This is a genomic window from Nonomuraea sp. NPDC004702, from assembly GCF_053601695.1.
In genome coordinates, this window is sequence record NZ_JBSGCE010000022.1 from 89,728 (window position 1) to 113,965 (window position 24,238).

Genomic DNA, 24,238 nt, shown 5'->3' on the forward strand with positions numbered 1-24,238 from the left:
GGTCAACGCTCGCGTCCGAGGACGATGCAGGTGTTGAAGCCGCCGAACCCGAAGCTGTTGGACAGCGCGTAACGGATGTCGGCGGCCCGCAGCCTGCCGGGTGCGAGCCGGCAGTCGCGGTTGATCGGATGGCGCAGGTTCAGGTTGGGATGGACGAAGCCGCGGCGCATCTGCACCACGGTCGCGATCGCCTCCACCACGCCGGCCGCGCACATGCAGTGGCCGACCAGCCCCTTGGTGGAGTTGACCCACGGCCGGCCGAAGCTGTCGCCCAGCGCCCTGCGCAGCGCGGCCAGCTCGGCCACGTCGCCGCTGGGCGTCGCCGTGGCGTGGGCGTTGACGTAGTCGATGTCGCGCGGCCCGACGCCCGCGTTGGCCATGGCGTTGACCATCACCTTGGCCTCGCCCTCCTCGCGCGGGTCGGGCAGGCTGTTGGCGTCCAGCTTCAGGTCGTAGCCGCACAGCTCGGCCAGCGCCGTCGCGCCGCGCGCGGCGGCCGAGCGGGCGCTCTCCAGCACGACGCAGCCGGCGCCCTGGCCGGGCACGAACCCCTCGTGCTCCTCGTCGAACGGCCGGCACCTGGCCTGCTGCGGCTCCTCGACGCCGGCGACCGCCCCGAGCGTGGCCAGGCCGCGCTTCTCCATCGGCGACAGGTCGGTCATGGCGCCCACCACCAGGCAGACGTCCACCGCCCCGGACTCCACCAGCCGGCTGCCGTTGATGATGCCGACGTTGCCGCTGGCCGAGGCGCCGCCCACGGTGTAGCCCTCGCCCCTGATGCCGAACACCTGGCTGAGCGTGCCCACCCGGTCGGTGTCCATGAAGTGCAGCGCGAACCTGGCCGGCAGGTGGGCGGGGTTGTCCTCGTACTTGGGGTGCAGGTCGTGGGCGTAGCCGGAGCTGAGGTTGTGCCCGGCCACGACCAGGCCCATCCGCTCGGGGTCGGCGCGCGCCTCGTGCAGCCCGGCCTGCTCGTACGCCTGCATGGCGGCGACCAGGTCCATCTGCAGCGGCTGCGGCGAGCGGTTGGCCGCCCGCAGCGCGTTGCGCACGATCTCCTCGGGCAGGCGGCGGCGGGCCGCCACCGCCTCCCGGAAGCGGAAGCCCTTGACCAGGGCGGCCAGGCGCGGCCCGCCGTCGCCGGGGTCGGGCACCGGCCCGATCCCGCACCGTCCGGCCCGCAGCGCCCTGGTGAACGACGGGACGGTGGAGGCGATCGAGCAGACGATGCCCATGCCGGTGACGACGACCTTCATGAATGCCTCGCCAGCAGGTCCACCAGGGACCGGATGTCGTGCACCTCCTGGAACTCCGACACCGGCACGGTCAGCCCGAGGTCCTCCATGCTCATGGTGACCACGTCGGCCCGGTCGACGCTGTTCGCGCCAAGGTCGGTCAGGGTGCCCTCGGTCGTCACGTCGCCGGGCCGCAGGTCCGGCAGCACCCTCAGGACGTTCTGCTTGACGGTCTCGAAAATCTCCGCGTTTGTCATGGTGCCAGCCATTCGTAGGTTCGGTGGTAGTCCTTCGTCCCGGTGTTCACCAGGAGGTCGCGGTCGAAGCGGGCGCGGGCGAGCAGGTGCTCGTACGCGCCCACGTCGACCTGCCTGTCCCGCTCCGGCACGAGGCAGGTCAGGGTCTCGGGCAGCAGCGCGGCGTACTCGTCGAAGCCGAGCTCGCAGCGGCCGTCCAGGTGCTCGCCGATCCGCATCGCGGCCAGCGTGCTCGCCGACTCCTCGTCGACCAGGCCGCTGAAGAACTCCGACGAGCAGCCCGAGCCGTAGGAGTAGAGGCCGACCCGGGCCGGGCCGTCCAGGGTGGCGTGGTCGATCAGGCTGGCCAGGGCCAGGTAGACCGAGCCGGAGCAGAGGTTGCCCACCCGTCTGGGGTAGGCGAGGGAGGGCAGCACCCGCCGCTCGAAGTCCTCCTCGACCGACGCCGTGCCGCCGCCCGACTCGCGCATCAGCTTGCGGTGCGCGGCCTTGACCATCCCGGCGAACGGGGTGTGCATGGCCAGATGGTCGAAGGTGGTGGCGAAGTCGGCGTCCTCGACCCTGGACCGGTAGCCGGCCAGGCAGCTCGTCAGGCAGTCGAGGTAGGCGAACAGCGAGCGGTCGGAGTCGGCGATGTCGAACGTCGGCCCCGGCCGGGCCGAGTCCATCGTCTCGTAGCTGTGGTTGCCGAACGCCCCCAGATCCAGGTCCAGGATCCGCGGCCGGTCGCTGATCAGCACGGCCGCCGCCCCGGCGCCCATGGCGGGCTCGGCGTAGGCCGCGCGCTCGTCCACCAGCGCCACGTCCGTCGCGATCACCAGCGCCTTCGCGCCGGGCGACACGCCCGAGGCGACGTACGCGGCGGCGAGCTGGACGGCCGCCGTGGCCGCGTAGCACGCCTGCTTGACCTCCACGACCCGGCAGCTCCTCGGCAGCCCCAGGTATTCGTGAACGTAGGAGGCCACCGACTTGCTGTAGTCGAGGCCGGACTCGGTGGAGGTGATCAGGATCTCGATCCGGTCGTCGCCGGCGATCGGCCGGGCCGCGTTGACGGCGTTGGTCACCGGGTCCTCGAAGGGCAGGCCGACCGAGCGGTTGCGCATCATCAGGTTGCCCAGGCGCTCGGCGTCGAGCCCGCGCCCCTCGAACAGCTCCGGCACCGGGATCTGGGCCAGGCCGCAGTAGACGTTCAGTGCCTCGATTCCGACGTTCACCTCACACGCTCCCACAGGAAGTCGACCAGGGCGTCGATGCTGGGCACGCCGCCGAAGGAGGACAGCGGCTCGCGCACGCCGAGCCGGTCGAGCACGGCCAGGATGATCTCGACCCGGTCCACGGAGTCCGCGCCCAGGTCCTTCAGGTGCGCCCGGCCGTCGATCTCGACGCCGGGCAGGATCTCGTCGATCGTCTTGTGCACGACGCCCTCGACGTGTTCACGCGTCGTCATCGGTGTCTCCCCTCCTGAGAACGCGCAGGGTGCTGACCGCGATCGTGCGGCCCCGGTCCTCCATGACGAGGTTGACGATCTCCTCGTTCTCGTCCTCCGGCGCCGGCCAGCACTCCAGGCTCACCCGCAGCACCGAGTCGGCGTTCGCGTTGCCCAGGTAGCACAGCCGCTGGTCGAGCACGACCCGCCGGAGGAAGTCGGCGACGCCGATCCCCCGGCTGCGCCAGAAGCGCAGCAGCACCCAGTCGACGATCGCGAAGTAGGAGGCGAAGTACAGCAGGCCCACGCCGTTGAGGTCCCTGGACGGCTCCACCGGGTAGTCGGCGGTGAACGTGACCGGGTCGTCCGGTTTGCGGGTCAGGAACGTGCCGGTGCTCCGCGCGTGGCCGTAGATCTTCCGCGGCGAGTACGCGCCGGGCAGCGTCGGCAGGTGCTCGTGCCTGAAGTCCACCGGCGACGACTTGACCAGCCCCTCGTTGCTGCCGGGCGCGCTGCGCGAGATCCAGCGGTTGAAGGTCTCGACGTAGATGCAGCCGGGGTCGTCGAAGGCGTAGAAGCGGTCGGGGTCGAGCTCGCCCGTCCGGCCGCCGCCGCGGCCGATCCGGTGCAGGGCCAGCACCGACTCGCTGCCGAAGCCGAACAGCCGGGAGGTGACCTCCAGCTCGTCGCCGAACGTCAGCGCGTTGACGTGCAGGTCGCGGCTGCCCCTGACGTGGAAGTAGTAGAACGACAGGTACGTCGGGTCGCCGGCGGCGTTGCGCGCGTCGAAGGCGTTGGTGCCGCACAGCGCGCTGACCGTGTCCCAGGTCCAGTCGCCGACCTCGCCCATGAACAGCGAGCTGGGCCCGCACATCCCTGGCTTGACCAGCTCGGTCCTGGTCACGGTGCTGTCGTCAATTCTGTTCATCATGGAACTCGCAGATCAGCCGGTTGACGTGGTCGGGGCTGGTGAGCTGCGGGAAGTGGCCCGCGTCGGGGATCTCCTCGTACCGGGAGTCGGGGATCAGGGCGTGCAGCAGGTGCGCGGTCTTGGCCGGGATGACGGTGTCGTACCGGCCCTGGACGATCAGCGTGCGCGCCCGGACCTCCGGCAGCCGGTCGCCCAGGTCCGGGCGTTCGGCGAACACGTCCAGGTAGCGCAGGCCGACCTGCGGGGCCATGCTCTCGGCGCGCAGCAGCAGCCGCATCAGGGCGTCCCGCCGTTTGCGCAGCCGCTTGGACCCGCTGCCCTCGATGACCCGGTCGAAGTCCTGGGTGGCCACCACCTCCAGCTTGTCGATGTCGCCGACCCGGTTGCCGATGCGGCAGGAGCTGCCGATCAGGATCAGCGACTCGGTGTCGTCGGGGTGGTCGAGCGCGTACGCCAGGGCGACCAGCCCGCCGAACGACGCCCCGGCCACGTGCGCCGGGCCGCCCGCCACGTCGTGGCAGAGCCGGGCCAGGCCGCTGAGCGACAGGTCGGCGGCGGCCGTGGTCGCGCCGACGCCCGGATGGTGCACGCTCGTCACCCGGTAGCGGTGGGCCAGTCCCTCGAACTGGCGGGCGTAGACGCCGGCGCCGATGTTGAACGGGTGCATGAGCAGCAGGGCCGGTCCTGAGCCGGCGCTGAACAGCTCGACGTCGCCGTCCGCGGTGGTGACGATCTCGTGCTCGACGTCGGGGTGGTGTTCGCGGAGGATCGCCAGGTTGGGGTTGTCGGGGTTCCTCCGGGTCTCGTTCTTCCGGCCTTGGGGACGGGCGGATTGCGAGGTGTCGGCCTTCTGACGGGCGGATTGCGGGGCGTCGGCGCCGAGGAGGGCGCCCAGGCGGGCGGCGGCGTCCTTGGCCTCCTCGACGCTCAGGCCGACCGGCACCGCCAGGCGCACCACGCCCTCGCGGCCGAAGTGCGGAGCGCCCCTGATGCCCGTCTCGCGGAAGATGCGCACGTGGTCGGCGTCCTTCAGCAGCACGCAGTGACCGCCGGGCGGGCCCTCCAGCGCGACGCCCGCCTCCGACAGGCCCTGCCGGAGCGCCGCCACCGCGTCCGCCCGGGCGCGGACCTGGTCGGCCACCGTCTCGCGGTCCTCCAGGGCCGCCGCGATGATCCGGCGGTTGGCCAGGCCGACGTCGCTGCCCCAGGTCTCCAGCCGCTCGGCGACCCGCTCGCGCAGGGCGTCGTCGCGGGTGGCGAGCAGGCCGCCGAACGGCACCCCGAAGTCCTTGGACAGGCTGATCGTGGCGCTGTCGGCCAGTTCGAGCAGCTCGCCGACGACCTCCCACACGTCCCGGCCGTCGGCGACCGCCACGGCGTTGTCCACCACGCGGGCGCCGTCGATCACCAGCGGGACGCCGTGCCGGGCCGCGGCCTCCTTGACCGCGCGCAGGCTCGCCAGGGAGGTCGGCGCGCCGCCGGCCGCGTTGTTGGCCACCTCCACGCAGACGAACGACACCGGCTCGTCCCCGGCCAGCTCCGCCTCCAGCGCCTCTATGTCGATCTCCGGGCCGCCGGGCAGCTCGACCGGCTTGAAGCCGTTGTCGGCCAGGCTCAGGAACCAGGTCGGGAACAGGCCGTTGTGCAGCACCCGACCGCGCCGGCCCGGCCACGACCGGCACAGCAGCGCCTCGGCCGCCCGGCCGGAGCCGGTCGGGACGACGAAGGGGAACGGCAGGCCGTCGATCCCGGTGTCCGGGCGGGCGGCCGACCGTTCCGTCAGGCGCCGCAGCCGCTCGGCGATCCAGGGGGCGTCCAGCTCGGCCCAGGAGTCGGTGATCAGGTCGGTGGTGACGTGGTGGGCGGGGACGCGGGCCGGCTCGCCGCCGTACCGGTTCAGCAGTCCGGCCATGTCCGGCATGTCCGCTGCCGGCTTGGCTTCGGGCTTGGCTTCGGGCTTGGCTTCGGGCGGCTCCTCGGTGGTGGCGGGGCGCAGGTCCGGGTCGGCGATCATGAGGATGATCTCCGAGACCGGCGTGCGGTCCTCCCCCTCGGGCTGGCACAGGTAGATGGGCACGTTCACCGGCCGGAACTTGTTCTTGAACTGGAAGTTCCCCTCGCCGAAGATGCCCGCGGAACGCAGCTCGTCCAGCGCCTGGCGCACGTCCGGGGCGGCGTTGGCCGACTCCTCCGTCTCCACGCCGAAGCTGGCGCCGAAGCTGAACATCGTGCAGCCCTCCGCCACGAGCCGCTCGATGATCTGCACGATCGCGAACTCCAGCCCGCCGAGCGGCATGCCCTTGGGGTAGAACTCGACGTCCAGCAGGTAGCCGTTCTCCGACGGGATCTTCGTGATGACGACGGCGTTGGCCACCTCGTCGTCCAGGTAGGTGACGAAGACGCGGTGCCTGCCGTCCAGGCGGCCCTCCTCGATCTCCCGCCGCACGACCGACACGTACGGGTTGACCATCTGCTTGCGGCCGGCCCAGTCGTCCACCAGCGCGGCCAGCCTGCGGTCCATCGCGGGGTCCTCGCCCGAGCGGTACTCGGCCGTCCGGCACTCGCCCGCCTTGCAGAAGCGCCGCACCATGTAGCGCAGGCGTTCCATCCGGCCGCCCTTCAGCGTGAAGGAGCCCAGGTCGTCGAGCCGCTGCACGGCCCCGAACGGCGTCGCGCTGTACGGCTCCCCGGCCACCTCGCGCACCGGGAGGAGGGACAGGAAGTTGGGCCGCAGGCCGCGCGCCCGCGCGTAGGCGGTGTACTCCTCGACCAGCTCCTGGAAGTACTCCTCGGAGCCGGCGTAGCTCCAGGCCAGCAGGTTGCCGCCGTTCTCGGAGACGTGCAGGTAGCCCTTGCGCGCCGAGCCGATGAAGGCCAGCGGCGCGATGTCGCGTCCGGCCAGGCCGCCCTCCTTGGCGTGGCGGCGGTCGATGCCTGCGACCAGGTCCCGCAGGTCCGGGTGCCGGTGCAGGTCCCGCTTCAGCAGCACGGCCGGCTCGCCGTCGCGCGTCCTCGTCTCGAACGGGGCCGGCCCGTCCGGCTGCTCCGGGGGCTGTACGGACTCTGTGCCGCGCTCGTCGCGCAGGTGCGCGGCCAGGTCGGCGGGCGTGGGGTGGTCGAACAGGAGGGTCTTGCGCAGCGCGCCGACCTGCTTCTCCAGGACGCTCACCACGCGCAGCATCTCGAAGGAGGTCAGGCCGTTGTCGGCGAAGCTGCGGGCGGGGTCGAGCGGGCGCTCGATGATCGCGCCGACCAGGTCCGCGAGCTGGTCCTCCAGGGTGCCTGCCTTCCCTCGCGCCTGTTGCGGGGCCTTGGCTCGCGCTGGGCCGGTCTCCTGCGCCTGCTCGGGCGTGCGGGTGCGCTTCGGGGCCGGTTCTGCAGCCTTTTGCGCGGGTTTCAGGGCCGGTCTGGGGGCCGGTTCGGTGGTGCGCTTCGACGTCGGTTCGGTGGCGGGCTTCGGGGCGGGTTTCGGTTGCGGTTCTTGGGTGGGGGCGGAGTCGGTGATGGCTGATTCGACGGCGCGGGCGAGCCGGTCCACCGTGTCGTACTCGTACAGCTCGGCTGCCTGGAGGTCGAGGGAGAAGGCGGTGTTGATCGCCTTGACCAGTTCCATCCGGAAGATGGAGTCGAGTCCCAGCTCCTCGAAGGGGGTGTCCACGTCCACGCCGGCGGGGTCGGCGTCCAGGATCGTGGAGAGCCGTTCGCGCAGCATCTCCTCCACCCCGGCGGGGCCGCCGGCGCTTCCGGCGGGCGCGACCGGCGTCTCGTCCAGTCGCGCGGCCTCCGCCCGCTCGGCGGGGGCGGGGGCGGGAACGTCGGGCGTCCGGCCACCCTTGGCGGCGCGCAGGCGCACCCTCCCGTCGCTGGTCCGCCGCACGACCGCGCCGTCCGAAGGCGCGGCGGACGGCACGGCGGCCGGGGTGGCCGGGGCGGCGGCGCGGGACGGCTCGGGCGCGGTGAACCAGTGCTCGACGCGGGCGAAGGGCGGGCCGGGCAGCGAGACCCGTACCGGGCGCGGCCCCTGCCACAACCCCTGCCAGTCCACCTCGCTGCCGGAGACCCACGCCTCGGCGAGGTCCTCCGGCCCGGTGCCCCACGGCGCCGGGGCGTCCCTGCGGGCGGTGCCCCTGTGCACGCCCGCCGGTTCGCCGCTCAGCGCCCGTACCGCCTGCTCGCGATCGCTGACCACCACGGCGAGCCGTTCGGACAGGTGGCGGCGTCCGTTCTGGAGGGTCCAGGCGATGCGGTCGAGGCCGATCTCCGGATGTTCCCGGATGTACCGGGCGACGTTCCGCGCGTACTCCTCCAGGTCGTCCCGGCGGGCCGCCGACAGCACCAGCAGCCGCGGCTCCCCCGCCTTCTCCGGCGGGACCTGCTGCCGGTACGCCTCCAGCACCACGTGCGCGTTCGTCCCGCCGAAGCCGAACGAGCTGACCCCCGCCACCCGGTCCGGCCCGTCCCACGGCGTGAGCCGCGTGTTGATGGTGAACGGGCTGCCCTCCAGCCGCACGTACGGGTTGGGGCGCTCGTAGTGGATCGTCGGCGGCAACGCCCCGTGACGCATGCAGAGCAGCACCTTGAGCAGCCCGGCGATGCCGGCCGCCGCCTCCAGGTGGCCGATGTTGGTCTTCACGGTGGCGAGCGCCACGTGCGGGACGTCCGGCGCGGGCCGCCCCCGGTCGGCGTACAGCCGGGCGAACGCCTTCTTCATGCCCTCGATCTCGATCGGGTCGCCGAGCCTGGTGCCGGTGCCGTGCGCCTCGATGTAGCTGACGCGGGCGGGATCGACGTCCGCCTTGCGGTAGGCGTCGACCAGCACGCGCGCCTGCGCCTCGGGGTTGGGCGCGGTGAGCGAGCTGGCCCGGCCCCCGTGGTTGACCGCGCTGCCCCTGATCACGGCGAGGATCTGGTCGCCGTCCGCCAGCGCCGTCCGCAGCGGCTTGAGCAGGACGGCGCCGCAGCCCTCGCCCCGGCCGTAGCCGTCGGCGCGCTCGTCGAACGTCTTGCAGACGCCGTCCTCGCTGATCATGCCGGACTTGGCGAAGGCGATGTAGAGCCCCGGGCTGAGCGTCAGGTTGACGCCGCCGGCGATGGCCGCGTCGCACTCGCCGTCCTCGATGGCGCGTACCGCGTGGTGCACGGCGACGAGAGAGCTGGAGCAGGCCGTGTCGACCGCCTCGCTCGGGCCGCGCAGGTCCAGCAGATGGGAGACGCGGTTGGCCAGGATGCAGTCGGCCACGCCGCTGGCCGTGTGGGCCTCGACCGGCACGCCGTGCTCGCGCAGCAGGTCGTCGTAGTCGCACGCGGACACGCCCGCGAACAGGCCCGTCCTGGTGCCGGCCAGGTCGGCGGGGCGGTAACCGGCGTCCTCGACGGCCCGCCAGACGGTCTGCAGGAACAGCCGCTGCTGCGGGTCCATCATCGCCGCCTCCTTGGGCGAGATGCCGAACAGCGCGGCGTCGAAGAAGCGCACGTCGTCGAGGAAGCCGGCGCGGACGTTCGCCGTCTCGGGGTTCTCGCGCAGCTCGCGCCGGTCCTCGGGGACCGGGCGGGTCAGGTCGCGGCCCTCGGTCAGGTGGCGCCAGAAGTCGTCCAGGTCGGCGGAGCCGGGCAGCATGCCCGCCATGCCGACGATCGCGATGCCACCCGTCGCGGGCTCTTCCGTCGCGCTCCCAGCCGTCGTGCCGGTCGCTGTGCCGGTCGCTGTGCCGGTCCCTGTGCCGGTCCCTGTGGTCGGTGGGTTGTCAGGGGTGGTCGGGGAGGTCCCGGCGCCGGGCCGTGGGGGCGAGGTCACGGTCTCCGGCGCCGGGCCTGGCTCGGCGTCCTCCTGCCCCCCGGCGGAGGCGAGAGGTTCTGCGGCGGGGGCGGATGGGGTGGCGGGGGCGGGCGAGGGGGTGGCGGGGGCCGGTGGGGTGTGGGCGGCGGCGATCTCGGCCGGGTGCTCGGCGAGCAGGTGGTCGCAGAAGGTGTTCAGGTCGGTGGCCTCGAAGAGCACGGTCGGCAGCAGGTCCAGCTTGTACCGCTCGTTGACCTGGTCCACCAGCTCGGCCATGGAGATCGAGTCGAACCCCATGTCCATCAGCTCGGCGTCGAGGTCCACGTGCTCCTCGCCCACCAGCAGGAATCCGGCCGCCGCGCGACGCAGCTCCGCCCGGACCGCCTCGATCAGATGGTCGTCGGACCCGGTCGTCTCCGTCGCGGACATGGGCTCACTCATCTCCATAACCTCGGATTCGGGGTTCGCGGGCGGCTGGGACCGTTCGGGGGCGGGCTCGGCGGGGCCTTCGACCACGGCGAAGCTCGTCTCGGCTCCGGCCAGCCCTCGGGCGAAGGCGGCGAGCCCGGCGGCGGTGCTCATCGGGACGCTGCCCCAGCGGCGTTCGAACAGCCGGCGGGTGGCGTCGTCCACCTTCATGCCGCCCTCCTCCCACAGCGGCCAGCCGACGGCGAGCGTCCTGCCGTGCCCGAGCCGCGCGCGCCGCTCGGCGAAGTGGTTGAGGAAGGCGTTGGCGTAGGCGTAGTCGATCTGCCCGATGTTGCCGGTCTCGGCGGCCACCGACGAGAACAGCGCCAGGAAGTCCAGCGGCTGGCCGCGCAGGGCCTCGTCGAGCAGGACGGTGCCCAGGATCTTGGGCTCCAGCACGGCCCGCGTGTCCTCGGGACGTTTGCGCACGGCCCGCGCGTCCCGGTGGATCCCGGCGGCGTGGATGACGCCGTGGAAGGGGCCGTACCGGTCGCGCAGGTCACGCAGGTCGGCGGCCGAGCACACGTCGGCGCGCACGTAGACGGCGGGCAGCCCGGCGATCCGGCGCTCGATGTCGTCACCGGGCTCGGAGCGTCCGGTCAGGACCAGCTTCGCCGCCCCGCGCCCGGCGAGGAAGCGGGCGAACGCCAGCCCGATGGCCCCGGCGCCGCCGGTGATCAGGTACGTGCCGTCCGGCCGGACGTCCAGCCCGGGCGGCGGCGGCTCGTACGGCTCCATGCCCTTCACCAGGCGGGCGCCGTCGCGGTAGGCGACCTCGGAGACCCGCTGCTCGGGAGCGGTGCCGGCGGCGGGCGCCCGCAGCTCGGCCGCGACCTGCGCCGGGGTGGCGCCGGTGACGCACACGCCACTGAACGCCGTGTGCTCCAGGGCCAGCGTCCTCAGGGCGGCGGCCAGGGCGGTGTGGTGCGGCTCGCCGGTCGCGGCGGACACCACCACCCTGAGCGGGCCCCCGTCGCGCAGGACGGCGGTGGCCGTGCGCAGCAGGGCGTCGAAGGCGGCGGTCCCGGGGAACGGGTCCGAGGGGGCGATCACGATGGCGTCAGGGGTCCGATCCAGGCCGCCGAACTGCCGGGCGGCCTGCTCGGGGGGAACGTCCGCGTCGCCGAGCTGTCGGGCGGCCTGCTCGGGGGGAACGTCCGCGTCGCCGAGCTGTCGGGCGGGCTGTTCGGGGGGATCGTCCGGTGGGAAGGCGTCGCCGGGGCGGAGTTGGGCGCCGCCGAGCGCTTCGGCGAGCCGGTCGTCGTCGGTGATGACCAGGAGGGCTTCCGGTTCCCGGTGTCCTTCGGGGAGTGCGGCGGGTGTCCAGCGGGGCCGCAGGTAGGTGCAACGCCCGTCGGCGGCCTCCCCCGCTCCCTGACCGGACGCCCGCTCGGCGGCGAGCTCGGAACCCGCCTGAGAGGCGGCCGCGTCGGCGGGCGTCGGCTGAGGGGCCGGAGGTCTGGGCATGGGGCTGGGTCGGTCGGCGGGCTTGCCGACGGACTCACCGGCGGCCTGGGCGGTGGGGTGCGTGGTGGTCTGGGCGGTGGGGGTGGCCGTGGGGAGCCAGTAGGGGCGGCGGTCGAAGGGGTAGGGCGGGAGGGTCACGCGGCGCGGGTGGGGGGTGGGCCAGTTGGCGGCCCAGTCCACCCGGGCCCCCGCGACCCATCCGGCCCCGAGCCCCTCCGCGCCGTCCTCCGGCGGAGCCTGGCCGGCGCCGGGCTCCGCCGTCCCCACGAGGACGCCCTCGGCCTCGCCGTCGCCCGCGAACGAACGCAGCCGGGCGGCCAGCTCGTCCAGGCCGGCTGCCCGGACGGCGAGCCGTTCGGGCAGCTCGGCGCGGCCCACCTGGGTGGTGTAGGCGAGCTCCGCCAACCCCGCCCGCCCGCTCGCCGCGACGTCGGCGACCTGGCCCGCCATGGCGCGGAGCTGGTCGCGGGTACGCGCCGAGAGCAGGATCACCTGCTCCCCCGCGGCGGCGGGCTCCGGCGGCGTCCCGGCGGTGGGCACGTACTCCTCCAGGACGACGTGCACATTGGCCCCGCCGGCGCCGAACGAGCTGACCCCGGCCCGGCGCGGGAACGTCTCGCCGTCCAGGAAGGGCCGCTGCCAGTCGGTCAGCCGGTCCGGCGGCCGGAAGGGGGACGCGGTGAAGTCGATCTTGGAGTTGGGCGTTCTCAGGTTCGCGCAGGGCGCCACCTGGCCGTGCTGGAACTGCAGCAGCACCTTGGTCAGCCCGGCGATGCCCGCCGCCCCCTCCAGGTGCCCGATGTTGGCCTTGACGGAGCCGACCATCCGGTCCACGCGGTCCCCGTCCGCGACGCCCTGGGCGGCGAAGGCCCGGGTCAGGCTGGCGATCTCGATGGGGTCGCCGAGCGCGGTGCCGGTGCCGTGGGCCTCGACGTACGAGATGGTCCGCGGGTCCAGCCCGGCCCGCCGGACCGCCTCGGAGACCAGGTCGGCCTGGGCGCTCGGATTGGGCACGGTGTACCCGGCGGTCTTCCCGCCGGCGTTGGCGAAGGCGCCCTTGATGACGCCGTAGATCCGGTCGCCGTCCCGCTCGGCGTCGGCCAGGGGCTTGAGCAGCACCGCCCCGACGCCCTCCCCCGGCACGAACCCGTCCGCCGCCTCGTCGAACACCTTGCAGGCGCCGTCGGCGGCGAGCATGTTCAGCGAGCAGAGCGCCACGAAGTGGGCGGGGTGCAGGATCAGGTTCACGCCGCCCGCGATGGCCTGCGCGCACTCGCCGCGCCGCAGGCTCTCGCAGGCGAGCTGGACCGCGGTCAGCGACGACGAGCAGGCCGAGTCGACGGCGAGGCTCGGCCCGCGCAGGTCGAAGAAGTACGACACCCGGTTGGCGATCGACCAGTACGCCGAGTGCGCCCCCGCGAACCTGCCCTCCGGCCAGCCCTCGGCCGCCGCCATGCGCCCGTAGGAGCCGTACATGGTGCCGACGAAGACGCCGGTGCTCGGCTGTCTGGTGTGCTCGCTCAGGTAGCCGGCGTCTTCGAGCAGGGTCCAGGCGGTCTCCAGGAACAGGCGTTCCTGCGGGTCGGTGATCTCGGCGTCGCGCGGCAGGATGCCGAAGAACGGCGCGTCGAACTGCTCCACGCCCTCGATGAAGCCGCCCCACTTGCTGTAGGTGCGCTGCTTGCGTCCGCGTTTGGGGTCGTACAGGGCGTCCAGGTCGAAGCGGTCCGCCTCGGTGATGCAGTTCGCGCCCTTCGCCAGGTTGTTCCAGAAGGCGTCCAGGTCGGGGGAGGCCGGGTAGCGGCCGGTCATCGCGACCACGGCGATGTCGAGGGCCTGCGCGGCGGGCTCGCGGCGCGGCGCGGGCCGCGCCGGCTCCTCCGGCGCGGGTTCCTGGCCGAGGGCCGCGCGCAGGCGCTCGCCGTGCTCGTTCTCCAGGTACGCGGCCAGCTCCTCGATCGTCAGGTTCTCGAACAGCAGGGTGGACGGCAGCGGCCCCAGGTCCTGCTCGAACCGGTGGATGACGTTCTGGCTCACCAGCGAGTCGATGCCGAACGTCTCGAACGTGGCGCGCTCGTCCAGATCGGTGCTCCCGTACTTGAGCACCTCGGCGAACACCCGCTTGACGTAGCCGCGGGCGCCGGTGCCGGGAGCTGTGGCGGGCGCCGTCTCGCCCACCAGGACGCACTGGTCGAGCTCCGCGACGGGCGTGCCGGGGATGCCCAGGGTGCGGGCGGGGGTGAGACCGGCGTCCCGGAACGCCCGCTGCCATTGCGGCGCGCCGAGCAGCGGGCTGTGCGGCAGGCGCAGCTCCTCGTCGGTGAAGCGCCACCAGCCCGGGGTCAGCCCGAACGTGAGGGTCAGGAAGTCGGCCGCCCTGGTCACCTCGTTGACCAGCAACCGTCCGCCGGGACGCAGCAGCGCGGCGGCGTTGCGCAGCGTCCGGCCGACGTCGGCGGTGGCGTGCAGGACGTTCGTGGCCAGCACGACGTCGTAGGTCCCGGGTTCGAAGCCCTGCTCGGCCGGGTCGCGTTCCACGTCGAAGAGGGCGAGCACGAGGTCCGGGCGGCGCGCGCCGAACTCCCGCTCGCCGTGGCGCAGGAACCCGGGCGAGACGTCGGTGTAGGAGTACTCGACGTCCTGGCCTTCGAGGGCGTCCAGCACGAAGCCGGTGCTCGCGCCCGTGCCGGCGCCGATCTCCAGGACGCGGCGGGGGCCGCCGCGGGCGACCTCCCCGGCCAGCAGCCGGTTGAAGTGGTCCGAGACCGCCTGCCCCTTGTAGACCTGCTCGACCAGGCGCATCGAGCCGCCGGGGAACAGCACCTCCATGGGGTCGCGCTCGCCCGCCAGCACGCCGGGCAGCGCCTCGACGCAGGCGGTCAGCAGCTTGACGTGCGGCTCCAGGTCGGGGAAGCGGGCCAGCACGTCCGCCGGCGACGTCTGCGGCGCGGGCCCGTCCAGCAGGTCGAGCACGGCGGCGCGCAGCCGTCCGCGGTCCGCGCGCACGTTCTCGACGGCCCTGACCCGGTCGGCCGACCGGTGCAGCAGCCCGCGGGCCAGGTCGTCCAGAGCGGCGAACGCCGTCCGCGCCCGTTCCAGCTCGCCGAGCTCGCCGGTCCGGCCGGGTTCTCCGGCGGCGTCCGGGGTGCGGACGCCGATGTGGGCCAGGCCCTTCGGCTCCGCCTTGACGACGAGCGCCTGCCGCGCGCCCGAGCCCAGGACGGACGCCAGCGCCGCCATGCCCTCCTCCGGCTCGATCGAGCCGATGCCCAGTTCGGCGAACCGGCCGTCGTAGCCGCCGCCGGAGACCGCGCCGACGCTGCCCCAGTAGCCCCAGTTGATCACGCTGACCGGCCGGTCGGGCAGGCTCAGCGCGTAGGCGTCCTCGAACGTGCTGGCGGCCGCGTAGTTCGCCTGGCCGCCCACCTCGACGAACGAGGCCGCCGAGGAGAAGTAGGCCAGGAAGTCGAGCGGCAGGCCGGCCAGCGCCTCGGCGAAGAGGGCGGCGCCGGCCACCTTGGGCGCGAGCACCCGGTCGAACGCGTCGTCGTCCATGTTGGCGAGCGTCATGTCGTGCAGCACCAGAGCGGCGTGGAAGGCGCCGTGGAGCTCGCCGAACCGCTGCCGCGCCGCCTCGACGGCCCTGCCGAACGCGGCCCGGTCGGCCACGTCGGCCCGCAGGTACACGGCCTGGCCGCCGAGTGACTCGATCTCGGCCAGCTGCTCGCGGATCTCGGGGCTGATCTCGCGCCGCCCGACCAGGGCCAGCCGCGCTCCTGCGGTGGCGGCCAGATGCCTGCTCAGGGTGCGTCCGAGGCCGCCGGTCCCGCCCACGATCAGGTAGGCCCCGCCGTCCCGGTACGGGCTGCGTCCGGCGGTCAGGGGCAGGGGTTCCAGGGTGCGGAGGTGGCGGTGGCCGTCGCGGAGGGCGACCAGCTCGTCGGCGCAGCTCTCGGCGCGTACCAGGCGGGCGAGGTCGGCGGGCGGCTGCGGCGCGGCCCCGACGTCGATGACGGCGACGGTCCAGTGCGGGTGCTCGGCGGCCACCGCCCTGGTCAGTCCGATCACACCGGCTGCGTGCGGGACGATCTCCTCGTCCCCGACCCGCACGGCTCCGGCGACGACCACCTTCACCGTGGGGCTCCAGCCGCCGCGCCCCTGCTCGGAAAGCCGCTTGACCAGGCGGAACACGTCGCGGGTGGTGGGGTCGTCGGCGGGCGGGCCGCTCCGGTCGGGCAGGGCGAGGACGTACACGGTGTCGTACCGTTCCTCCGGCGCTGCGGGCGAGGCGAGCGGGGCCAGATGGCCGTCCTCGTGGGTGTCCAGGAGGGCGCGGGCCAGCGGCTCGGCGGCGGGGGTGTGCAGCACGAGCGCCCGGCCGCCGCCCGCACCGGGCTCGGTGGCGGGCTCGGTCCGGCGCCAGACGGGGGCGAAGATCATGCCGTCCGCCGGGCGGCTCGGCCGGGTCCGCAGGACGATCCCCCGGAACTCGGCCCTGACCTGCCCTGCGGCGTCGGCGAGGCGGATCGTGTACCCGTCCCGGCCCTCGTCGGTCACGTGGGCGTGGGCGGGGCCGGTGAGCGGGCCGTCCAGCTCGGCCGACTCCACGCTGAACGGCATCGCGGGCTCACCGCCCTCGGGACGCAGCGCCGCGACGGTCTGGAGCGCGCCGTCCAGCAGCGCCTCCCAGCGCGCGCCGTCGCGCAGGACGCCGAGCGCCTCGCCGTCGCCGACGCGGACCTCGCGCAGCACCCGGAACCCGGGCCCGTAGTGCAGCCCGGCGCGGTCGAAGGCGCGGTAGAGGTCGTCGGCCGGACGGCTGTCCGCGCACCGGGCCTCGACCTGGGCGACGTCCAGCCGCCCGAGTGCGCCGTCGCCGGTCCGCAGGGTGCCGCGGGCGTGCCCGTCCAGCTCGAAGCCGCCGTCGTCGCGCACGACCACGTCCAGGGCGCGGGCCTCGCGCACCTCGAACGGGCGCAGCCACCGTACCCGCTCGAAGCGCACCGGACCGGGCAGCCCGCCGCGCTCGGCGGCGATCGTCAGGAGGGCCACGCCGGGCAGCACGGGGGTGCCGCCGATCCGGTGGTCGGCGACCAGCCGGTCGTCGGGGCGGATCCACGTCCCGGGGGCGGGCCCGGCGGGGTGGTCGTCGCCGGGCCCGGCGGGGTGGTCGTCGCCGGCGATCCAGTGGCGCCGGTCGTCCGCGAACGGGTATCCCGGCAGCGGCACCCGCCGCCCGCCCGCCGTCAGGTCGTCCCAGGGGAGGTCGTCGCCGCCGGTGTACCGCTCGGCGAGGCGTCCCGCCTCACCGCGTGCCGGGCGGGCGCCGTCGCGCAGCTGGCCCCGCAGGTCCGCGAGGTTCCCGGCCACGTACGCGCACCGGGCCCCGGCCAGGTGCGGCCTGCCCACGGCGAGCGTGCGGGCGACGTCGCGCACGTCGAGCTCCGGGTGGGCGTCGAGGTGGCCGGCCAGGCCGGTGCGCAGCCGGGCCAGGGCCTGCTCGTCCGAGGCCGACAGGGGGACGACGACGTCCTCGCGGCCGCCGGCCCGCGGTTCGCGGGAGGGCGGCTCGGCGACCACGACATGGCAGTTCGTCCCGCTGAAGCCGAAGCTGCTCACCGCCGCGACCCGCTCGCCGGAGCGGCCGGGCGTCCAGGGCGACAGCTCCGTGACCACTTCGAGCGCGCCGTCCGCGAAGTCGATCTTCGGGTTGGCCCGGACGAACCCCGGCGACGGCGGCAACTGCCGATGCCGCAACGCCAGCAGGGTCTTGAGCAGCCCGCCGATCCCCGCCGCCATGGTGGTGTGGCCGACGTTCGCCTTGAGCGAGCCGATGCGGCACGGGCGCTCGCGGTCCGCGCCGAACACCTTCGCCAGCGCCTTGACCTCGATCGGGTCGCCCAGCTCGGTCCCGGTGCCGTGCGTCTCGACGTAGTCCACCGCGCCGGGACGGATCCCGGCCCGCCGGTGCACCTCGGTCAGCAGTTCCGCCTGGGAGGAGGCGCTGGGCGCGGTGATGCCGTTGCTCGCGCCGTCGCCGTTGACGCCGCTGGCCCGGATCACGCCGTGGACGTGGTCGCCGTCCGCCAGCGCCCGGTCCAGCCGCTTCAGCACGACCACGCCGACGCCCTCGCCCAGCACGATGCCGTCGGCCGACTCGTCGAAGGGCGCGCAGGTCCCGGTGGGCGAGAGCATCCCGGCTTTGCTGCACCAGATGTGCATCCTCGGGGTGTTCATCACCGCCACCCCACCCGCGACCGCCGCCTCGCACTCGCCGCGCCGGATGCTCTCGCAGGCCAGGTGCACGGCCACCAGCGAGGACGAGCACGCGGTGTCCACGGCCATGGTCGGCCCGCCGAAGTCCAGCAGGTACGCGATCCGCGCGGGCAGCACCGAGGAGGCGTTGCCGAGGAAGGCGTGCCCGGTGTCGTCGCGTCCGGCCGCCGCCAGCAGGCCGGCGTAGTCGCCCGCGCCGCAGCCGACGAAGCACCCCCACGGCCGGCGGCCGGACCTGGCGGCGTAGCCGGCGTCCTCCAGGGCGTGCCACGCCTCCTGGAGGAACAGCCGCTGCTGCGGGTCCATCGTCTCGGCCTCCAGAGGCGAGATGTTGAAGAAGGCCGCGTCGAAGGCGTCGACATCGGTGAGCATGGCGGCCCACTTGCTGTACGTCCGGCCCGGCGCCATGCGGTCGGCGTCGTACACCCGCGAGACGTCGAACCGCTCGGGGGGCACCTCGCGGATGCTGCACCGGCCGTCCGCCAGGTTCCGCCAGAACGTCCGCAGGTCGGGCGCGTCCGGGAACCGCCCGGCCATGCCGATGACGGCGATGTCCCCCTCCCGGACAGGCGCCTTCTCTCGTGCGGGGGTGGGCTCCTCACGGGCGGGGGGCTCTTCGGTGGGCCTCACCGCCTCCAGGGTGACCGTGCCGGTGTTCGCGGGAGGCTCGGCGGTCGTGGGGTCCGGCTCGGCGCGGTCGCCGTCGAGCGAGGGTAGCCGGACCCGGCCCGCCCGCTCCTCCGGATCGCCCGGTCCGGGCGTCTCGTCCCGCTCGGCGGGCGTGGGTTGCCTCGGTACGGAAGGCCGCTCCTCCGGGGCCGGCTGCTCGGGGGCGGGACGCGGCGGGGGCACGGTCAGCCCGTCGGCGGCCACGGCCTCCCGTACGGCCTCCACCAGAGCGGGGACGGTCGGGTGGTCGTAGACGGCGACGGAGTCCAGGTCGAGCCCGAAGCTCCGGTTCAGGTCCCGGACGATCTCCACGGCCCCGATCGAGTCCAGACCCATCTCGCTGAAGCTCAGCGAGTCGTCCACCTCGTCGGCCTGGAGGTAGAGGTGGCTCATGAGCGTGCCCTCGATGACCCGCCGCACCTCCCCCGGCTCAGGCCCGCCCCCCGCAGGACCCCCCTTCACGGGACGGGCCTTCGGTGACGCGCTTCTGCCCGTGTCCGCCTTCGGGGCGTCGCCTCTGAAGGTGTCCACCTTGGCGAAGTAGTCGTCGACGCGGGCCAGCGACTCCTCCCCCAGCACGCGCTCGTGCATCCCCGACTCCCCCGCGATGACGCCGGTCAGCCGGTCGAGCACCCGTCCGGCCAGCTCGGACTTGAGCGCCCGCAGGGCGGGCAGCGGCAGCGCGGCGATCGAGCGGGCGTGCCTGAGCGCCGCCTTCAGCACGGCGCCCTGCGGCAGGACGGTCACCCCGGCCCCCCGCCGGGCCAGCTCCTCACCCGTCACGGACCGGCCGGTGTAGAGCATCTCGTGCGCCGCCGACCTGCCGAGCCGCTCCTCCAGGATGTACGTCGCGCCCATCCCGGGCGTGAAGCCGAACTTCATGAAGTTGGCGCTGTAGACCCCCTCGGCCGCCATGATGACGAGGTCGGCGAACAGCCCGAAGGCCAGCCCGCCGCCCGACGCGTGCCCCTGGACGGCGGCGACGACCGGCCGGTCGCACCGCAGCAGCCCTTCGTACAGGAAGGGCACGTCCGTGAAGCGTCCTTCGCCGCCCGCGAGGGTGCGCAGGGCCTCCGGGGTGGCGCCCATGCTGAAGACGTTGCCGCTGCCGGTGAGCACGACCGCCTTGACGTCCTCGCGCCCGGCGATCTCGGCGAACGCGGCCTGCAGGTCGTCGATCAGCTCCCTGGTGAACATGGACGCGCCGGACCCCATCACCACCAGCGCCACCCCGTCGGGCAGCACCTCGAACCGCAGCCCTTCCCCGTCCGGCACGAGCTCCACGGCCTGCTCCTCCGGCGTCTCCACGGCCTGCTCCTCCGGCGTCTCCACTGCGGGCGGCCCGGTGGGTGACTCGAACAACGGCTCGGCAGGCTGCTCGGAGGTCGCGGTGGCGCGCTGCCAGCGGCCGAGCCAGCAGCTCTCCTCCTGGAACGGGTAGACCGGCAGCGACACCAACCGTCCGCCGTCGTGGCACTCGCGCCACGGCACCTCGGCTCCTCCGGCCCAGGCGGCCGCCACCTCTTCCAGCCGTCCGGCCCGGAACAGCCGGACGCAGTCCGCCGCCGACGGCGTCCCGTCCTCGCCGCCGGAGCCGGTGAAGACGCCGGGGCCGGGGTTCGCGCCCGCCGTGTACGCCTCCAGCCCGTCCCGCAGCTCGGCCACGTCGCTCACGACGAGCGCCAGCCGCTCCGCCATGCCGGTCCGTCCGACCTGCGAGGTGTAGGCGAGGTCGGCCAGAGCCGTGCCGGGCCCGGCCAGGTCGGCGACGGTGTCGTCCAGCGAGAGGCCCTGTCCGAGCTGGATCAGCGCGGCCGGGTCGAGGCCGAGGTCGCCCAGCGAGTCGGCCGGGTCGAGCTGGTCGGCGGGGATGCCGAGCAGCGCGGCCACCCGTTCGACGGCGCCCCGGGAGCTTGAGAGGGAGCCGTCCGCCGTGGCGGTCTCCGCCAGGAAGCGGGTCCAGGCGCGGGCGTAGTCGCGCAGCGCCTCGGGCGTGCGGGCGGAGAGCACGACCAGGCAGGGCCCGTCCGCGCCCGGCCCGGGAGCGGGCTCCGGCGCCTCCTCGACCAGGACGTGCGCGTTCGTGCCGCCCGCGCCGAACGCGCTGACCCCGGCCCGCCGGGGTGCGCCGTCCGCGCGGGGCCAGGGTTCGAGCGCGCGCTGCACGTGGAAGGGCGTGGCGGCGAAGTCGATCTTCGGGTTGAGCTCGTCGGCGTGCAGGGACGGCACCAGCTGCCCGTGCTGGAGCTGGAGCAGCACCTTGGTCAGCCCGGCGATCCCGGCCGCGCCCTCCAGGTGGCCGATGTTGGACTTGACCGAGCCGATCGCGCAGTCCGCGCCCTCCGGCAGGGCCTGGCGCATGCCCTCGACCTCGATCGGGTCGCCGAGCGAGGTGCCGGTGCCGTGCGCCTCGATGTAGCCGATGCTCGCCGGGTCCCAGCCGGACCTGCGGATCGCCGTGCCGATGAGCTGGGCCTGCGAGCGCGGGCTCGGGACCGTGGCGCCGCTGGTCCGGCCGGTGTGGTTGACGGCGGTGGCGGCGATGACGCCGTAGACGTGGTCGCCGTCCGCCAGGGCCCGCGAGAGCGGCCTCAGCAGGACGGCCCCGACGCCCTCGCCGGGCACGTACCCGCTGCCGCCGGCGCCGAAGGCGCGGCACCGGCCGTCCTCCGACAGCCAGTGTCCCTGGGCGAGTTGCAGGTACTTCTGCGGGTGGACGGTCGCGTTCACGCCGCCGGCCAGGGCGAGGTCGCACTCGCCGCGCCGCAGGCTCTCGACGGCCAGGTGCACGGCGGTCAGTGAGGAGGAGCAGGCGGTGTCCAGCGCGATGCTGGGGCCGTGCAGGTCGAGGGTGTAGGAGACGCGGTTGGCGATGGAGGCATGCATGGCCGTGGGGGCGACGCCGCCCTCCCCGCCCTCGACGAGCTGGTAGTGGTTCCACATCACGCCCGCGAACACGCCGACGTTCTGCGCCGACAGCGACTCCGGCGGGTGGCCGGCGTCCTCCAGCGCGTGCCAGCAGGTCTGGAGGAACAGCCGTTCCTGCGGGTCCATGCGTTCGGCGTCGCGGCGGGAGATGCCGAAGAAGGCGGGGTCGAAGCGGTCGACGCCGTCGAGGAAGCCGCCCCACTTGCCGTACGTCCTGCCACGGGCGCCCTTCTCGGGGTCGTAGATCTCGTCGTGGTTCCAGCGGCCGGCCGGGATCTCCTCGATGCAGTCGCGTCCCTCGGCCAGGTTGCGCCAGAAGGCGCGCAGGTCGGGGGCCTGCGGGTACCGTCCGGCCAGCCCGACGACCGCGATGGGCTCGTCGCCGCGCACCTCGCCGGGCTCGCCGCCGCCCGCCGCCCGCGCCTCCGCGCGGGGCGTGGCGGCCGCGGGCCGGGAGGCCGGGCGGGGCGAGGGTTGCGGGGGGGCGGGCGGCAGCAGCGCGGGGACGCGGTCCGCGTCGCCGTGCAGCACCGTCAGGACGTCCTCGCTGCCGCTCAGGGCGCGGTCGAACACGTCGAGGGCGGCCTCGGTGGGCAGCGGGACCATCCCGGTGGCCGCGCGGGCGCGCTCGACCGTCTCCGGCCCGACCCGCATCCCGCCCTCGGCCCAGTACGGCCACGCGATCGCCAGGGTCCGGCCCGGCCGGTCCCGTCGCGCCGCCCGCCGCCGGGCGAACTCCTCCAGGTACGCGTTCGCGAAGGCGTAGTCGGCCTGCCCCGGGTTGGCCAGCGACGCCGACACCGACGAGAACACCACGAAGCAGTCCAGGTCGTCGTCCTTGGTCGCGGCGTCCAGGTGGCGCACGCTCAGGGCCTTGGCCGCCACCACGGCCTCGATGTCGGCGGCCCGTTTGCCCGGGTAGAGCCCGTCGCGGTTGACGCCCGCGCAGTGGACGACGCCGTCGATGCGGCCGTGGCGCGCCCGGACCGTGGCGAGGGCGCGCTCGACCTGGTCCGGGTCGGTCAGGTCGGCGGAGATCTCCGCGTTCCTGCTGACCGGCACGGCCGTGGCCTGGTGGCGGCGTGCCAGGTGCTCGGCGAGGAGGCGGCCGATGCCGCCCGTCCCGCCGGCGATCACGTACACGCCGCCCTTCCTGATCGGGACGCGCCCGCCGGGCTCGGGCTGCTCGGGCGGCTCGACCGGGAGCCAGCGGCGCACCAGGCGTTCGCCGCGCTCGTAGCGGATCTCGGGCTCGGCGGAGGCGTCCCGCAGCACGTCGGCGGAGGCGGAGGCGGAGACGTCGGCGGAGGCAGGGGCGTCGGAGGAGGCAGGGGCGGGGGCGGGGGCGGGGTCCAGGCGGATGCTGCGGCAGCGGATCAGCGGGGTCTCGGCGGTGATCGTCCTGGCCAGCGCGCCGACGGCCTCGTGGGCGGGGTCGTCGCCGGTGTGGGCGTAGGTGAGGGTGACCGGCCGCTCCGGCTTCGCGGCGAGAACGGCCTTCGCGGTCTCCCAGACGGCCAGGCACGGGTCGGCGGGCTCACCCGGCGTGGCCCGGATCACCACGTGCCGGGAACCGTCGTACCGGGCGCCGGGGGTGATCTCGCGGTACTCGCCGGGGTCGTCGCCGTCCTCGGGCTGCGGCACCCACACGTCGCGGAAGCAGCGCGTCTCGCCCGGCTCGGGCTCCGGCTCCCCCGGGGTGAGGTCGTAGGCGGAGGAGAGGTGGGCGGCGAGGCTGTCGATGTCGCCGTACTCGAACAGCAGGGTCGGGTAGAGCCGCCGCCCGACGATCTTCTCCAGCCGTTCGCTGATGTCCACGAGCGTGACCGAGTCCAGGCCGAGGTCGTAGAAGCCGGTCCCGGTGGGCACCTCGCCGGGCGGACGGCCGAGCGGCCCGGCGACGAGCTCGCGCAGGCGGCCGACCAGGTCGCCGGAGCCGTTGTGACCGGTGGCGGACGGCTGCTCAGGGCGGGCCGGGTCGTCGAGCAGCCGCTCGATCAGCCGCGGTGACCTGATGCGCTTGCACGACAGCCCGCCGAACCCGGCGACGAAGCGCCCCCGCTCGTCGTAGAGGCCGAAGTCGTTGGTGATCACGTCGCCGGACGGCGCGATGCTCTCCGGGCGCGGCGCGTACACGTGGAAGGCCGCGCCGAGCCGCCGGGGCGCGCGGAACTCGGCGATGTAGACCGGGATGAACGGCTCCCGCCCCGACGCCTGGGTCTGGCCCAGCCCGGCCAGGGTGGCCGCGTCCAGGCGGGCGGGGTGCAGGTGGAAGCCCTCGTGGCCGGGGGCGGGCGCGTCCTGCCGCAGCTCGGCGAGCAGGTAGCCGTCGCCGTGGTGCAGCCGTCCTGCGCATTTCATCGGGGCGCCGTGGCTGATGTCCTCGGCCCTGGCGCGGGCGTACAGGTCCTCCATGTCGCCGTGCCGCCGGGCGCCGCGGCGGAGGGCGTCCAGGTCGATCGGGCCGGGCTCGGGGCCGCTCGGCGTGCCCACCTTGCCGGTGAAGTTCCGCCGCCAGCCGGACAGCGGCGTCCCGTCCCTGCTCCAGCGGCTCTCCGCCCGCACGTCGGCGCCGTCGACGGTGACGCGGATCTCCCGGTCGGCCTCCGGCTTGGTGACGATCGCCTCGGTGAACAGCACCTCGCGCAGGACGATCTCCCCGGCGTCGCGCCCGGTCGCCATCAGCGTGCGGAACACCAGATCGAGGAACGTCACCCCGGGCATGACGGACACGTCGTGCACCCGGTGGTTCCGCATGATGAAGTCGGTGTGCTTCAGCGTGGTGTGACACTCGATCGCGGGCAT

General features: G+C 74.3%; 6 protein-coding genes. All 6 read right to left on the bottom strand.

The window, feature by feature from the left end:
* Window positions 1-2: 2 nt before the first annotated feature.
* The 6 genes from ACWEJ6_RS26515 to ACWEJ6_RS26540 are packed head-to-tail and all read right to left on the bottom strand — an operon-like array spanning window position 3 to window position 24,238.
* Window positions 3-1,256 (bottom strand): beta-ketoacyl synthase N-terminal-like domain-containing protein, encoded by a 1,254-nt coding sequence (locus ACWEJ6_RS26515; protein WP_387665472.1) that lies wholly within the window; start codon window positions 1,254-1,256, stop codon window positions 3-5.
* Window positions 1,253-1,492, bottom strand: a complete 240-nt coding sequence (locus ACWEJ6_RS26520; RefSeq protein ID WP_358298245.1) for a phosphopantetheine-binding protein — start codon at window positions 1,490-1,492, stop codon at window positions 1,253-1,255. The genes ACWEJ6_RS26515 and ACWEJ6_RS26520 overlap by 4 nt, the downstream gene beginning before the upstream one ends.
* Window positions 1,489-2,706 carry a hydroxymethylglutaryl-CoA synthase family protein gene (locus ACWEJ6_RS26525; protein WP_387665470.1) on the bottom strand — a complete coding sequence of 406 codons (1,218 nt, stop codon included), beginning with the start codon at window positions 2,704-2,706 and terminating at the stop codon, window positions 1,489-1,491. Before ACWEJ6_RS26525 ends, ACWEJ6_RS26520 begins: the two co-directional genes overlap by 4 nt.
* Window positions 2,703-2,939, bottom strand: coding sequence for a phosphopantetheine-binding protein (locus ACWEJ6_RS26530; RefSeq protein ID WP_352327369.1), 237 nt, complete (start codon window positions 2,937-2,939; stop codon window positions 2,703-2,705). The genes ACWEJ6_RS26525 and ACWEJ6_RS26530 overlap by 4 nt, the downstream gene beginning before the upstream one ends.
* The gene (locus ACWEJ6_RS26535; protein ID WP_452427006.1) at window positions 2,926-3,849 is read right to left on the bottom strand and encodes an LnmK family bifunctional acyltransferase/decarboxylase; all 924 of its coding nucleotides are present in this window, start codon (window positions 3,847-3,849) and stop codon (window positions 2,926-2,928) included. Before ACWEJ6_RS26535 ends, ACWEJ6_RS26530 begins: the two co-directional genes overlap by 14 nt.
* The gene (locus ACWEJ6_RS26540; protein ID WP_452427008.1) at window positions 3,833-24,238 is read right to left on the bottom strand and encodes an SDR family NAD(P)-dependent oxidoreductase; all 20,406 of its coding nucleotides are present in this window, start codon (window positions 24,236-24,238) and stop codon (window positions 3,833-3,835) included. The genes ACWEJ6_RS26535 and ACWEJ6_RS26540 overlap by 17 nt, the downstream gene beginning before the upstream one ends.